This window comes from Flavobacterium sp. LAR06, assembly GCF_041946075.1.
Classification (GTDB): domain Bacteria; phylum Bacteroidota; class Bacteroidia; order Flavobacteriales; family Flavobacteriaceae; genus Flavobacterium.
In genome coordinates this window covers 217260-232805 of the sequence record NZ_JAUTYT010000005.1, presented here as the reverse complement: position 1 = coordinate 232805, position 15546 = coordinate 217260, and the positions used below count along the sequence as shown (strand labels likewise).

The 15546-nt window shown below is 34.7% G+C and carries 8 protein-coding genes; 3 read left to right on the top strand and 5 right to left on the bottom strand.

Annotated features, from left to right (window positions below; all coding sequences use genetic code 11):
• Position 1 precedes the first annotated feature (1 nt).
• From Q7C23_RS09395 to Q7C23_RS09385, 3 genes are all read right to left on the bottom strand, one after another.
• On the bottom strand, positions 2 to 1408 hold the full coding sequence (locus Q7C23_RS09395; RefSeq protein ID WP_375032280.1) for a sugar porter family MFS transporter: 1407 nt from the start codon (positions 1406 to 1408) through the stop codon (positions 2 to 4).
• An 88-nt stretch (positions 1409 to 1496) separates the two neighbouring features.
• Positions 1497 to 4163, bottom strand: coding sequence for an ROK family protein (locus tag Q7C23_RS09390; protein ID WP_375032279.1), 2667 nt, complete (start codon positions 4161 to 4163; stop codon positions 1497 to 1499).
• A gap of 3 nt (positions 4164 to 4166) precedes the next feature.
• Positions 4167 to 4907 (bottom strand): GntR family transcriptional regulator, encoded by a 741-nt coding sequence (locus Q7C23_RS09385; protein ID WP_375032278.1) that lies wholly within the window; start codon positions 4905 to 4907, stop codon positions 4167 to 4169.
• Positions 4908 to 5290: 383 nt separating this feature from the next.
• Here Q7C23_RS09385 and Q7C23_RS09380 point away from each other — a divergent pair, with 383 nt between their 5' ends.
• The 3 genes from Q7C23_RS09380 to Q7C23_RS09370 all read left to right on the top strand — a co-directional run bounded on the left by Q7C23_RS09380 (position 5291) and on the right by Q7C23_RS09370 (position 9442).
• Entirely contained in the window at positions 5291 to 6964 is a 1674-nt protein-coding gene (locus Q7C23_RS09380) for a GLPGLI family protein (protein WP_375032277.1), read from the top strand.
• A gap of 107 nt (positions 6965 to 7071) precedes the next feature.
• Positions 7072 to 8403, top strand: coding sequence for an alpha-L-fucosidase (locus tag Q7C23_RS09375; RefSeq protein WP_375032276.1), 1332 nt, complete (start codon positions 7072 to 7074; stop codon positions 8401 to 8403).
• Positions 8404 to 8473: 70 nt separating this feature from the next.
• A complete protein-coding gene (locus Q7C23_RS09370; protein WP_375032275.1) occupies positions 8474 to 9442 on the top strand; it encodes a M20/M25/M40 family metallo-hydrolase in 969 nt (322 codons plus the stop codon).
• A 349-nt stretch (positions 9443 to 9791) separates the two neighbouring features.
• Here the strand turns inward: Q7C23_RS09370 and Q7C23_RS09365 are convergent, their stop codons facing one another.
• Together Q7C23_RS09365 and Q7C23_RS09360 are read right to left on the bottom strand one after the other, a co-directional pair.
• Complete coding sequence (locus tag Q7C23_RS09365; protein WP_375032274.1) at positions 9792 to 11354, bottom strand: SusD/RagB family nutrient-binding outer membrane lipoprotein; 1563 nt, start codon at positions 11352 to 11354, stop codon at positions 9792 to 9794.
• A gap of 29 nt (positions 11355 to 11383) precedes the next feature.
• Positions 11384 to 14707 (bottom strand): SusC/RagA family TonB-linked outer membrane protein, encoded by a 3324-nt coding sequence (locus Q7C23_RS09360; RefSeq protein ID WP_375032273.1) that lies wholly within the window; start codon positions 14705 to 14707, stop codon positions 11384 to 11386.
• Between the last annotated feature and the right edge of the window lie 839 nt (positions 14708 to 15546).

Below are 15546 nucleotides of genomic sequence, written 5' to 3'. Positions count from 1 at the left end.
TCTATAATTTATCGGGGCTTGACTTTAGATCCAAATTCCAGGCTTTTTCAATCTCTTCTAAACTTTTTCCTTTTGTTTCAAATAATTTCTTTTTGGCATATCCAAAAGAGAGAATACAGAAGAAAGAGAAAATAAAGAAGGTCGCCGCAATTCCCAATCCATCTCTGAGCATAGGAAACAACAAATTCACTACCCAATCAGAAACCCACATTGTCATAATACACATAGATAAAGCCGTTCCTCTAATATGTGTGGGGAATATTTCAGTTGAGATCACAAATTTTAATGGGCCAAGTGAAAAGGCGAAGAATAAAAGGAATAAAATGATGCTAAATAACATGAACCAGCCTGTTATATTCATCAGGAAACAAAAGCCCGTTAAAGCCAATGCAAAAGCAGCACACAAAGAACCTATCAGGTACAAAGGCCTGCGCCCCCAGCTATCCACTTTAAAGATGGCTATAAAAGTAAAAAGCATATTTGCTGATCCTAATATTACCTGATAAAACAAGGCATCGCTGGTCACAATACCTGCCGATTTTAAAATAGTAGGTCCATAAAAAATAACACCATTGATACCGCTAAATTGCGACAAGGCAGTAAGTACCATAGCCAATGTCAACAATTTACGCAAAGGCAAACGCAATAATTCTTTGTAACCTCCTGATTTTTGACTGGCCATTTCTTTTATGGAGTTCAACTCTAATTGTGCCGTTTCTGCTCCATTTATTTTAGTAAGAATAGCTAAGGCTTCTTCATTTTTCTCAAATTGCACTAACCAACGCGGACTTTCCGGAACTATCAGTAACAACAGACAAAATGCTGTTGCCGGAATAACACCAACAAGAAACATTCCGCGCCAAACATTTTCTACAAACAGCCAATATAGCAATCCACTCCCTTCTCCTGCATATGAAGAAGCATATCTTTGTAAAAACAAATTACTGATATAAGCCGCTAAAATTCCTATGGTTATAGCAAGTTGATAAAATACCACCAATTGTCCGCGTTTATGTGAAGGAGCAACCTCTGAGATATAAAGCGGTGACACATTTGAAGCTACACCAACACCCATACCTGCCAAAACACGAAACAAGATCAATATTGCATAAGCTTCCGAAAATGCAAAACCTACAGCACTTATTAAAAATAATACAGCAGAAATAGCCAATACTTTTTTTCTTCCGATTTTATCACTGAGATAACCCGAAAAGCCAACACCTACAATACAACCCAATAAAGCACAGGAAACAAATAACCCTTCCTGTGCAGATGATAATGCGTATTGCAGTTTTAATGGTTCGATAATTCCGCTTACAACGGCCATATCAAAACCGAATAAAAAACCTCCCAACGCTGCTATAAGTGTTATGAGAAATATAAAATATTTTGTCCCTTTTGTTTTCATAATAGTTTTTGGTTCTTAATAGAAATTATTTTTAATAGTAAATGAAAAAGAGCAACATGGTGGTTCATTTAATTTGTTGCTCTTGGTTTTAACACCAGCTATCTTTTACATACGAAACCACTACAAATGCTTTCTTATCGCTTTTGTGATTGATTTTGTATTTCGGAACATTGGCTGGAATTACAAAAGTTTCGGCATATTTGAATATTTGAGTGTTTTCTCCTGCACCTACTTCGGCTATATCGCCTTCAACCAACATACAGATATGACATTGCCCAAGCGTTTCAATTTCGATTTCGCCTGTAAATTCGTAACGATCTACGGCATAAAAATGATCTTCATGCGTAGGCAAACTCACTTTTCTACCGTTTTCAAATTCTTCTGTAACCTTTTGTTTTGAAATAAATTCATCTGCTATCCTTTCGCCTTTTCTGTCAAAATAAACATTCTTAAAGCCGTGCTCTAAGTTGATTGGACGGGGTTTTCCATCCAATCCCGGGCGAACCCAATCGTACATTTTGAAAGTAAAAATATAAGGGGTGCTGCTTATCTCCAGAACCATATTATTGATCCCTGAAGCATGAATAGTTCCATTTGGAATCAGGAACAAATCATGTTTTTTAGCTTTGTGTTTTAATACATATTTTTCAATATCAATCGCTTCTGATTTTTCCTGAGATTCGATCAAAGCATTTTTGAATTCTTCAGGATTGATATCCTCTGTAAACCCAAGATAAACATCCGCATCATCAGTACAATCTAAAATATAATAAGTTTCATCCTGAGTAAATTTTTCACCAAAATTCGCTTCGATATATTCAGGTCTCGGGTGACATTGTACTGAAAGATTTCCTCCATCGAAAGTATCCAGATAGTCAAAACGAATTGGGAAATCATTCCCAAAACGGGCTGCTGCTTTTCCTAATACTTTCTTGTTGTCCTGAAACATCAAAAAATCAAAAGAAACTTCGAGTAAATGATTATTTCCTTCCAAGACAATTCCGTTTTCAGGTGTAATTAATTCAAACGACCAGGCATAATTTACTTCGTCCTGATTCAAATCATTAATATGCTCCTTCATCCATTGACCACCCCAAACCCCGGCTTCAAACCAAGGGCGGGCACGCAACGGACCTTCAAGCATCAAATCTAATGCGCTTCTAAAATCACTTCCCTGCATCCAGGTAATTTCATCGATGCGCTGTTCATCAACAATAAAATCTATTTTTGGAAGTAAAGATGCTTTGTGCGCGTTTAGAACCGGCCATTCAATAAAATACATTCTTTTATAAATTTGAGAGTATACCAGAGTATCTTTACAGCCTATATTTTTGGCCGAACCTGCTCTCATTCTATATTGAATTTCATTTTTTGGGACATCTACATAAATCGCTTTTCCTTTCCAATTGGCTAAAGATGCTCCTGTTCCGTAGAGAATACAAATATCAGCAGTAGTGTCTGGTTGCAGTAAATTCAATTTATCAGTATCGAAAAAATCCGAAAGTTCACCCAAATATCTCTTACCAAAAACCGGATCATCTCCGTTTAGATTTGGCTTAATCATCGCCTCAATTTCTGAAGTCGATTTCAAACAAGAATCGATATCATACCAAAGCACATTCAACTTTTTCCCGATTAAAACCGAGTTCAGATGATTTCTAAAATTTTCCCAAAGAACACCGCCAAATCCATCTATAATAATCGTCTTTTGTTTAGCAATAGCATTTCCAAAAGATTCAAATCCAACGAAAATTTCAGAATTAGACTTTAAAGACGGAAAAACATTATATGCTGCATTGGTTTTTTCAACTGCATTGACAGGCAATAAAGGTTGTGTCGTTTTTCTTTTAGATTGAATTGTTTTCTCCATTTGTAATTTGTGCTTTTTTCCTGCAATAATTGTTGCTCTTTTCAAAATACTTTGTTCAGCATTCTCACAGAAAACAATATTTAATTTTATTTTTAATGAATTTAATTTCTCTGTCAGAGCCGGCATAAATAAAGCTTTGGCTCTTGAAATATTTCCTCCGATTACCAATTCTTCACAACCAAATTTTTCTAACCAGGGAAAAAGAAACGTTGCCATATTAGTTCCAAAATTGATAAAAACGCCATTCGATATCTCGTTGTTTAAATCAGCAATTGCTTTTACTGATTGGATACTTTCTCCTGAAATACGTTTATATTCTGCTAAAAGCCAACGGGTCGAAAAACACGCATCGGCAATGGTATCCAAAAAAGGCTGGTTGTAGAAAACACCCGTTTCCGGAATATCCAAATGACGTTTTACTAAATCTCCATCTACCATAAATGCCGATCCAAATCCGGTTCCCAAAGTCAGGAAAACGGTTCTTTTGCTATTTAATTTGTGACGGAAATAGGCGCCTTCTGCAAAGCAATCTGCATCGTTAGCAAAAACGAAAGGAACATCTTTTAAACCTGTAAAATTCTTCAACGCTTGTTGCATATGAAGACCAAAAGTAGTTTCAAATTTCCCACCAACTCCAAAGATTTCGCTGACTCCTTTTTCATAATTAAATGGTCCTGGAAAAGCAATTCCAACCGAATCTACAACATCACCTTCTTTCAATATTTCGTTTATACAACTCGAAATAGCCGCAACAATTACAGTTGGTTTTTCTTCAGAATTGATTTCTTTTCTAGTGACCAGATGCGGTTGTTCTTTAACAGTATTACTTTCGATAACACTTACCGTAACATGACTTCCGCCCACATCAATCCCTATTTTTTTCATTTTTTAGATGGTGCGTTTAATTTCTATCGTATACGTAAACCAGTCGTTTCTGTAATAACAAATGTTATATTCAATTGGTTTTCTTGCCGTATCAAGCACTACCCTTTTTCTTTCCAGAACGGGTTGGTCTTTTTCGATCTTCAAAACACCTGCAATTCGTTTACTGGCAGCAATAGCTTTAAGCTCTTCTTGAGAATATACCGGAACCACATTGTATTTATTACCTAGGATTTCATATAAAGGAGCCTCAAAATTTTCATCGATAGAAAGACCTATTCGTGGATGAAAATAAGATTCAAAATAAACCATCGGACTGTCGTCTATACTTCTGGTACGCTGTAAAAGCAGCACTTCATCTCCTTCGTTAATTTGCAAATGTTTGGCGACTTTGGCGGTAGCCGGAACCATTTCCACCTGCAATGAAAGATTCTTAAATTCCAGCCCCATATCTTCCATCTCGTGCGTAAAACTCATCCAGTTGTTCAGATTGGTGGTAATTCTGCTTTGAGAAACTCTTGTTCCGGAACCTTTTTTTCTGACTAATAGTTTTTCATTTACCAAAATAGCAATTGCCTGACGCAGTGTGTTACGGGAGATCCCCCAACGTTTCGCCAAATCAACTTCTTTCGGAAATAACTCCCCATCCTTAAAATCGGGATGTTTGATTAGTTCACGTAATAATTCCTCCACTTGTTTATGCAACGGAATTTTACTGTCGTGATCTAATAACGGTATTTTGTTCATATGTTCATACATATGACAAATGTAGTCGTTTTTTTTTACGAACAAAATTATTTCAAAAAAAATGTAACATACTGATTACTAAATATTTTTAGTAAATAACATTTATTACTAAAACGACATAGCAAATTAGCTGATTATCAGACAATGAAATAATAAAAGATGTTCTACTGACTAAAAAACTTTAGTATGTTCCTATTGTACTTCAAAAAAAACTCTTATTATCTTAGTTTCTCAAACTTTTAAATTCACAGTTATTTATTTATATTTGTTTTTTACAAAATCGATTTAGTAAATTACCCACTCTTTTTTAATTTACATAATTAACTATCCTTGTCAGCATTGTCAAGATTACACTAGAGGTGCTGACCAAACAATACCACAATATGAAAAAAATTCTATTTACAGTCTTTTCCTTTTGTATCATCACTTTATCGTATGCTCAAAAAGCGCCTAAAGCAATTAAAGTTACCTATCAAAGAAGTTCTAATGGAAAAATAATTCCAAATCAGGATCCACTGTTTTTATTTACTTCTAAAGATTTGAGTCTGATTACAACAGATAAAATTATGCAGCAAAAAGCCGATTTCCCTTTCGAGCAGACTTTTGTTGCTTTTGATTCTAAGACTATTTCACAATTAGCAAACCTAAAAGAAGATAAATCAATTCTAAATCATGACGCTGAAGCGTTAGGGAAACAAAAATTTGAATTCACAGATGAAACAAAAAAAATCCTGAACTTCACCTGCAAAAAAGCAATAACTACCGTAAACTCCAATAAAATTGAGATTTGGTATACCAATGAATTGGGACTAAAGGGCGGACCAAGTATTCTGGGCCAGGATTTAGGTTTGGTTTTGGAAACCATTCGCAACGGGAACAGTGCTTTGACTGCTACAAAAATTGAGAATTTAAAAACTGTACCTTCTATTCTAGCAATACCAACGGTTCAAGCCGTTGATCAATTGACTTATAAAGATTTGTTATGGAAAAGCCGTTTTGTGAATATTCCGGTTTTTAATAAAGAACAAATTCATTTTGTATCTGATGCAAAATCAAATGACAGTATTTTTAGATATGCTAGCGGGACCGTAATTGTTCGAAAAGTAAAATTCCCGGAAATTAAAAAAGGAAGTTCTGTTTATGTTGATGTAACCCAACAATCGAATGGCGATGCGTACGACAGAACCGGTTCGGTTTTTATGATTCCGATGGATAAGAAAAGTTCGTTTTTGGACGGGTTAAAAAACGGAGTCAACACATTGCCTGTTTATGAAAATGGAAATGGTAAAAAATACCAAGGCGTTGTAGCAACAAACGATTATACGCCTTTGCTCGAATTGATGCGTTTCTTTACTCCTTTTGGGGTGAAGCATTTTAACTACTTGCAATTGAAAAATAAGGTTTGGCAGGATAGTGTTTTCTATCGTCAGGACATTTCAATATTACAGCCAAAATTGAGTAATCAGGAAGTGTATATCGGAATGTTTATTGGAAATTATGATGCAGGCGGGCACAAAGCCAGTTTGAATATTTCGATTCACCAAGGTGAGGACAACAATCCTAAAGGTGATTTTATTTTACCTCTTTTCAACACGCTCAATGTTATGGAAATGGCAGGACAAGATTATGCCACTATGTTTGATAACGAAAAAGGATTAGAAGTGATTTTTGAAGTACCGGAAGGTTATAAAAACTTTAAATTAAGTTACACTACAACCGGTCACGGAGGCTGGGAAAATGGCGATGAATTTCTACAGAAAAAAAATACTATTCTTATCGACGGAAAAGAAGTATTTGGATTCACTCCCTGGCGTACAGATTGTGGTTCGTACCGATTGAGTAATCCGGCTTCGGGGAATTTTGGCAGCGGATTATCTTCATCCGATTTAAGTCGTTCGAACTGGTGCCCGGGAACAACGACAAACCCAAATCTGATTGAATTAGGTAAACTTGCACCAGGAAAACATACGATTCGCGTATCAATTCCACTTGGAAAACCAGAAGGAACTAGTAGCAGCGCCTGGAATGTATCCGGATTTTTGATTGGAGAAAGGTAATTGATAATTAAATTTAGATAATATCGACTTAGTATTTAAGACTTTATATTTTTAAATTTCAAAAACGATTAAAACGTTACTATCAAACCACCTAACTTTAAAAAAACATGAAAAAAACCACACTTTTTCTGCTATTCTTCTCGATGAGTTGCCTCACAATGTTAGCACAAACCTACACCCCTACTGAAGGAAACCTGAAAAACAGAAAGGAATTTCAGGATGATAAATTCGGGATGTTCATTCATTTTGGCCCTTATAGTGTTCTTGGCCATGGAGAATGGGTCATGAACAATGAAAATATCAAAGTAACACAATACGGAAGACTGATTAATGTTTTTAACCCTCAGGATTTTGATGCCAAAAAATGGGTTAGCACTGCTAAAGCGGCCGGAATGAAATACATCACTTTTACCACACGTCACCATGACGGTTTCAGTAATTTTGACACCAAATTATCCGATTGGAAAATCACAAATACACATTTCAAAAGAGATCTATTAAAAGAGTTGGCTGACGAATGCCATAAAGAAGGAATCAAATTATTCTGTTATTATTCACTTTTAGACTGGACACGAACCGATTATCAATACGAAACAGGTAAAACAGGAAAAGGAACAGGCAGAACTGCAAAAAGTGACTGGGAAAGTTACATTCGTTTTATGAAAGGACAATTAACCGAAATACTTACCAATTACGGAGAAATTAGCGGAATTTGGTTTGATGGACATTGGGATCAACTGGATAACGATACAGATAAAACATTATCCTCTAAAGTAAACTGGCATTATGATGAAATTTACAAATTGATTCATTCTCTTCAGCCTAAGTGCCTGATTTCAAACAATCATCATCTTTTACCGATACAAGGAGAAGATTTCCAAGCCTTTGAAAAAGATTTACCAGGAGGAAACACAACTGGATTTGGAGGACAATCGGTTTCTCAATTGCCTTTGGAAACCTGCGAAACCATGAACAATTCATGGGGGTTTGATATCAACGACAGAAAATACAAATCGACTAAAGATCTCCTGCATTATATGATTAATGCTGCAAGTCTGAATGCTAATTTTCTTTTGAATGTTGGTCCAATGGCAGATGGTTCAATTCAGCCTGAATTTGTTGCAACATTGAAAGAAATGGGAGTTTGGATGGACAAAAACGGAAAAAGTATTTACCGAACGAGAGGCAATGTGATGCCACAGCAAGATTGGGGCGTATTTACTGCTAAAGACAAAACCCTGTTTGCACACATTATAAAAACACCAAAACAGGCCGAATATATTTTTATTCCGGAGATGAAACAAAAAATTAAAAAATGTTATTTGATGGACAGTAAAAAAGAACTGAAATTCAAACAACAACCCGAAGGAACTTTTGTATACCTGGATGACACCAAAATAGATGCAATCGATACGATAATCGAAATGCAAATACAATAAATTTAACAGCCCATAAGATTCCAAACCTTATGGGTTTCTATTTTATTTCAATAAATTAATGATTAATTACATGTTTAAAAAAACTCTTTTCCTCTCTGTTATAACCTTTATTGCCACTGAAAGGGGAACCGCGCAATCAACATTTTCATCCGAAAAGTTTCTTAAACACAATACCTATCTCGCTTCAGATAAATTAGAAGGGCGTCTTGCCGGAACAAAAGGCAATAATGAGGCTGCAGCGTACATCAAAAAATATTTTAAAAAATATGGCTTGAAAAAATTTAACGACAACTATTATCAGCCTTTTAAAATCTTCATAAAACCCGATATTAACAAAATGAAATCGGATAGTGTGTCGACTCAGAACGTCGTAGGATATATCGAAGGTTCTGATGAAAATCTTAAAAAAGAGTATATCGTAATTGGAGCACATTATGATCATTGGGGCTGGGGCGGAAAAGGTTCCGGCAGCAAGAAAAAAGATACACTTGCCATTCATAATGGAGCAGATGATAATGCTTCGGGAGTTTCGGCTCTTTTATCTATTTTAGAAGAGTTTCATCACAATAAAACAGCACCTAAAAGAAGTATTATTTTTATTTCCTTTAGTGCCGAAGAAGAAGGTTTATTAGGATCTAAGTATTTTGTTAACCACCTTCCTGTGGATAAAAATGCGGTAAAAGTAATGATCAACATGGATATGGTGGGTCGTCTAAACGATAAAAAGGAGTTGTATATGGGTGGTGCCGGTACTTTTCCGGGCGGCGTAGAACTGATGAAAAAACTAGGTGAAGGCAGCGGATTAAATCCGATTGTTTTTGCCGGAGATGTAGGCGGTTCTGATCACGTTACTTTTTATAAAAATGACATTTCAGCTATAGGATTACACACAGGAGGGCATCCCCAGTATCATACACCTGAAGATGACACTGCTTTAATTAACAGCGAAGGAGGCATTTTAGTGAGCAAATACATTTACAATGCATTAACGGCAATTGCTAATTACGATCAACCGCTAACTTTTATCAAGCAAAATTAAAAAGATATAATTTTGGATAAAAGCCATTCTTAGCTCTCTGGAGCAATCGTCAACAAAAAACAGCACAGAATCTTTAAAACAACAAATCGGCGAACTGCAGTGAAACAAACAGCAAATTCGTCGATTTTTTCATGCAATATAGTTTTCAATATTTAGAAAATATATTATTAATATCAAATAAGGTTTCGATGTTTGTCCGACCACCAATTGTCATTGATATTTACATTACCATTGATGTTTGACATTGAAATTTACATTGATATTTACCACTAACAAAGAAACCCCATCGTCTGGAATTTCCTGACTTTGGGGTTTCTTACTAATAACAAAATATTAATCTATAAGGAGCTTATTTTACGTCCCAGAAAATTTTGGTACTTAAATTATCTTTGTCTTTAACTGTATTATAGTTATTTGTATTATAAACACTTTCAGAGCTTGGGTATGTCCAACGCGTTGGAGGTGTTTTTTGAGGGCTTGTTTCATCTTGCGCGAAATTAAGCGCTGGAAGTTTCAACCTTCTTTGCTCAGACCAAGATTCGTCAGCCTGCATAATGTTATAATGAATATACTTTTGAAAAGCGATCAATTGTAATTGAGCAGCTGGAGTTGTAGCACCTGCAAAATTAACATTAGCAATATAAGCATCAATTTCAGCAGCAGTTGGTTCTGTAGCAGGTTTATAAGTTAATAAATCTGCCTTATCACCTAATCTTACATAATATTGAATAGATTGTCTGATTGCTTTTTCGAAATGTGTTTTAGCTGAAGCTGCATTTCCACTTCTTGAATAGTATTCCGCAAGAATAAGGTTTACTTCTGCAGAATTTATCAATGTACCTGGTAACCAATCGTTTTGACTGATTACTGATCTATTGTAGATAGCAATTTCACCATCAGCTATTTCTTTATCTTGAACTGCAGAAGTCGCTAATGGATCTACTCCTACGTAATCTGTTGCGTTTGCACCTTTTTCAAACAACCATGCCTGACGAGGATCACTGTTGGCATTCATGTGATCAATCATAGGTTTTGGAGCAAGGTTATTATTCCAACCTTCCAAAGCATCCCAGAAACCTGAAGTATCTAAATCTGTATCCTGAGTATATACTCTGAAAGCAATATCTTCTGAACTTTCATCCACAATTTTTCCTTCAGCAATAATTTCAGCGATTTCTGTATTTGCTCTTCCCGAAAAAGTCGGAACAGCAGAAACTCTATTTAACAACTTCAAACGCAAAGAGTTACAATAATTCTTCCAAGCTACAAGACTACCTTTGTTGATCAAATCCTGATTTTTAAACTCTAAATTTGTTTTATCAGACAAAGTAATAGTATTCAATTCTGTAGAAAAAGCTTTCAAATTATCTAACATCATCGTGTAAAGCTCCGTCTGATTATCGTACTTAGCCAATGCAAGTGCATAAGCACCTCCAGTTGAACTAATTTTTCCTGCTTCAGAGAAAGGGATATCACCAAAGTTATCAATCATTTTTGCAGTATGATCATACAAATAGATCGTAGACGTAATTGTATAGATTCTACTATCTTTTTGATCTTCAGCAGATAAGGAAGCCATTACTTTTTCCAACTCTCTGTATTGAGTAATGAATCTGTAATATCTATCCCATCTGTTAGTTACTGCTGCTCCCGGAACATAACGGTTAGACACATTAGTAAATCCGTGTCCTTGAGTATAAGTCAATGAAGTTGTTCTTATTACAGTAAAATAATTCCAATATGATGGAATTACATCCTCATAGTTAACTTTCATAAATCCGGCAAATTGTTTAGGCACTGTTGTAGTTGTTACCTTTGACGGATCTCTATATGCTTCTGCAAAATCATCTTTCGAACAAGAGCTCAAAGAAATTGCGACTGAAGCTAATGATATATATAATAATTTTCTCATGTTGTCTATTTTAATTATAATTTATCCTATTAGAAAGATGCTCTCAATACTACTCCATAACTTCTAGTAGAAGGAGTTATTCCTGAGTTGTTCACGTTTTGAGCCCACTGTGTTCCTGAAGTTGTTGCCTCTGAATCCATATCTTTAATCGTTCTGTAGAAGTAAAACAAATTACGTCCAAAGAAAGAAAGACTTAACTTAGTCGCTCCAATTTTACTAGCAAAAGAAGAAGGTACATTATACATAAGTGATAACTCTCTTAATTTAACATAGTCGTTCTTTTGAATATACAACTCATAACGAGAAACACTATCATATTGAGGACCTCCCCAGTTGTAAGTCACAACATAATAACCTGCCTGAGAAACTACGTTTGTATTTGGAGTTCCATCAACATTCACACCATCCATTAACATACCATCGCGGAATAATGGTTGGCCTGCTGGTCCTGCAGTTGCACTGTTTGGCACCTGAACACCTTTTCCATTGTCCATGTAATATGTTAAACCACCGCGCTCATTTGTACTGTAGTTTAATGATTCTTCAGTTAATCCTCTAGATGTCATCCAGTTCATCCCTGTTGGCATCAAAGAACCACCATAAGAGTAATCAATACCAATATCTAATGTGAAGTTTTTATAAGTCAAAGAGTTGATCAAACCTCCAACACCTTTAGCCATAGCTGATCCGTATTTTTCCCATTTGTCGCCATCAAGCTGATAAAATCCATCAGCACCAACCACTTTATTACCGTTAGCATCTGTTTTGATAGGGTGTGCATAAATTCCTCCCATCTCTTCTCCTACTACCGATTTTAATTGAGCAGCAGATCCATCATAGTCAGCATGCAAAATCTCGTTAGAACCATCTGATAATGAAATCACTTTATTAATGTTTTTAGACCAGTTTAAAGTTACATCCCAAGAAAAACTATCTGATCTAACAGGTGTACCTGTCAAAGCAACCTCGAATCCTTTGTTACTTAATTCACCCACATTCGTTAAAATAGAAGTCGCTCCTGAAGAAGCTGGTAAAGTCAATCCAATAATCTGATCCTTAATTTTTGCTGTATAGAAAGAGAAATCCAATCCTAATCTTCTGTCTAAGAATTTAGTTTCAAAACCAAGTTCTATTTCATGCTTCATTTCAGGTTTAATTCCTTCATTTCCATATGCAGCTTGTGAAGTCGTTGTCAATACAGGACTTGTTGTTCCTTGTGACCCTAAAGAAACCTGATCGAATGCAACGTTGGCAAGAAATGCTCCTGGATAAGATCCTACGATACCCCAAGAACCACGCATTTTTGCATAATTAAAGAAATCCGGTAATGTAACAGCTTCTGATAAAATGAAACTAGAGTTTACAGAAGGATACGTAAAAGCATTATTATTTGGGTTCATTGTTGAAGTACGGTCTCTTCTTAAAGTACCTTCAAGGAACAAAAAGTTTTTATAACTTCCACTTACAGTTCCAAAAAGTGCATCTTTAAGTATTGTAAATTGTTTAGAGCCACTATTAGCTAATCCAACAGAAGAATTTACATCATACCAACCTTCCACACTTAAACCACCATTAGTAGAACGAGACAAATATTTAGATGTTTCCTGTGTTCCAGAATAACCAAATAATGCACCAACAGTGAAATCATCATTTAATTTTTTGTTGTATGTCGCTATTAATTCACCATAAAGAACATTATAGTCCTGACCTTCCATTTGATAAGATCCTGTTCCAAAACCGTAAATTAAAGGTTTTTCTAATGGATTTTTCGTTTCTGTGTTTATAGCGGTTAAATCAGTCGAAACACGGCCACGTACAGACAAATCGTTTGTAATTGAAAGTGTTTCAGTAACACTAGCTATAATACGATTTGTAATCTCCTCTTGCTGATTTGCATTTGTATTCCAAAAGAAATCACCAATATCAGCTTTGAAACCATTACGAATAATATTTTCATCCGGAGTTAAACTTTGTCCATTTACTCCTGTAACATATTTATAACCTAAACTTGTTTTGTATTTTGCTCTGTACCAATCGCCATTATCAAAAGGGCTAAGCATACCCGTAAAGTTATTTACTAAACGATCTAAAGCAAATGAACGATTACGTATGTTCTGATTCAAATAACTAACAACAACATCTGTTTTCAACTTACCTGTCTTGAATGATGCATTTAAGTTGAAGTTATTCTTTTTGTTATTATTATTCATACTCAAACCTTCAGATTCGATATGAGTATAAGAGAAACGAATACTGCTGTTATCAGTATTGTTTGTAAGAGCAAAGTTTGTAGTTGCATCCCATGCGTTTTGGAACATGTTCTTGTAGCCATCTCTTTGTGCAGAGTACGGACGCACTACACCATCCCATGTCATAATTGGTTTTCCATCAAACCAAGGACCAAAGTTTACAGAACTGTTCGCAACTCCTCTCATATCATTAACTCCATCGCCATTTGTATCATATTGCACAAAACCATCTGGTCCAGCCCAGTTTGGATTAAAATTACCATTAGAATAACCTTGACCTCTTTCGTACTGAAATCTTGGCAAATAAGCAATTTGATTTCCTGAGTAACTAGTGCTAAAATCGATACCTAAACCTTTTTTTCCTTTTCCTGATTTAGTAGTAATCAATACCACCCCATTTACAGCTTCAGAACCATATAAAGCAGCTGCAGAAGCTCCTTTTAAGATCGAAATATTTTCAACATCTTCAGGGTTGATATCTGCTAAACCGTTGCTTTTAATACGAGGCTGATTCCAGTAATCACTGTTAGAAACCTCACCATTACGAATAGGCACACCATCCATAACAATAAGTGGCTGGTTTCTACCTGTAATAGAATTAATTCCACGAATCTGGATATTAATTGCTCCTGCTCCACCCGGAGTTGCCGTAATACGTACACCTGGTGCTTTACCGTATAAAGAGTTGGCGATTGTAGGAGATGCTGTTTTAACAATCGCATCTGCTTTAATTACACTCGTAGCATAACCAATAGATTTGTTCTTTTTAGATTGCCCCAAAGCGGTAACTGTAACACCATCAAGTTCATTGGTACCACTTGCTAATCTGACTTTCATTCCATCAGCAGCTTTTAATTCTGCTGTTTTGTACCCTATTGAACTTACAATAAGAGTAGCACCTTCTCTTACAGAGATTGAAAATGCTCCGTTCTCGTCTGTAATTGTTTCTACTTTCGTCCCTTTTTCTCTAACAATCGCTGATGGAACGGGTGCATTAGTATTGTCTGTAATTACCCCAGAGATTGTTGTGTTTTGCGCTTTTGCATTTTGAAAGCACAATACCATTAGAAAAACTAACAGCGATTCATATAACAGTTTTCTCATAATTAATATTAGTTTGGTTTGGTTTTTAAATTTTGTTTAAATTGAAAGATTTCCGATTTCTAAAAAATATTGAATACTAAAACCTTTAATTTCAAATTACCGATTTCTCCTTATCAGAATTTGGTAATAATTCCCTTGATTAATACTCTGTTTTTTTTTACATCATAAGCTTCTTGTTTGTTTAATAATTTGTTTCCGTTTTCTTAGTCATTTTTTGAATTTATTTTTTAACGCTTGCAACTATAACGTTTTAGTTTTTTAGTTTTAAAAAAAGATTTCCTGGATTATTAAAGACGATTATCTAATAATTTACACTACTTTTTCTGACTTTTTAATTGTTTTTTTCTAGTCAATAATTTAAAAAACTTCTTCTACTTTATCGTTCAGAATGAATGAAAACGATTGACTAATTCATTTGTTGTCTAATAGCTATTTTTGATAGTAAATACTTTTAAAAAACGTTAACTTTTTCTTAAACATTCGTTAATTATCCTTAACAAATATATATCTAATAAATCAATTAACAAAAACGTTTTAGTGATTTTTTTAATCCTTTTTTTAATTTTAACATTTTAAACAAGCATTTGAATTAAATACAGTCAACAGTTTGTAAATGAATCATATATATTTTTTCAACTTACCAAATTTTCTTATTAAATAAACAACGATAACACATAGTTGAATATTTATCAGACCTATAATAAGTACAGAACAAAACTGTTAAAATTATGATATATTTAACATAAATTTTGTTTTGTTAAAAAAATCTTACAACATACTAAAAAGAGCCCATTTTATTTTTTTTTAACTAAAAATATTCTCGTTTTCTAACTAAAGAA

Excerpts from the sequence above, each read along its gene's own strand:
- Q7C23_RS09360 (WP_375032273.1), bottom strand. The coding sequence starts at position 14,707 with ATGAGAAAACTGTTATATGAATCGCTGTTAGTTTTTCTAATGGTATTG.
- Q7C23_RS09390 (WP_375032279.1), bottom strand. The coding sequence starts at position 4,163 with ATGAAAAAAATAGGGATTGATGTGGGCGGAAGTCATGTTACGGTAAGT.
- Q7C23_RS09395 (WP_375032280.1), bottom strand. The coding sequence starts at position 1,408 with ATGAAAACAAAAGGGACAAAATATTTTATATTTCTCATAACACTTATA.
- Q7C23_RS09370 (WP_375032275.1), top strand. The coding sequence starts at position 8,474 with ATGTTTAAAAAAACTCTTTTCCTCTCTGTTATAACCTTTATTGCCACT.
- Q7C23_RS09375 (WP_375032276.1), top strand. The coding sequence starts at position 7,072 with ATGAAAAAAACCACACTTTTTCTGCTATTCTTCTCGATGAGTTGCCTC.
- Q7C23_RS09385 (WP_375032278.1), bottom strand. The coding sequence starts at position 4,907 with ATGAACAAAATACCGTTATTAGATCACGACAGTAAAATTCCGTTGCAT.
- Q7C23_RS09365 (WP_375032274.1), bottom strand. The coding sequence starts at position 11,354 with ATGAGAAAATTATTATATATATCATTAGCTTCAGTCGCAATTTCTTTG.
- Q7C23_RS09380 (WP_375032277.1), top strand. The coding sequence starts at position 5,291 with ATGAAAAAAATTCTATTTACAGTCTTTTCCTTTTGTATCATCACTTTA.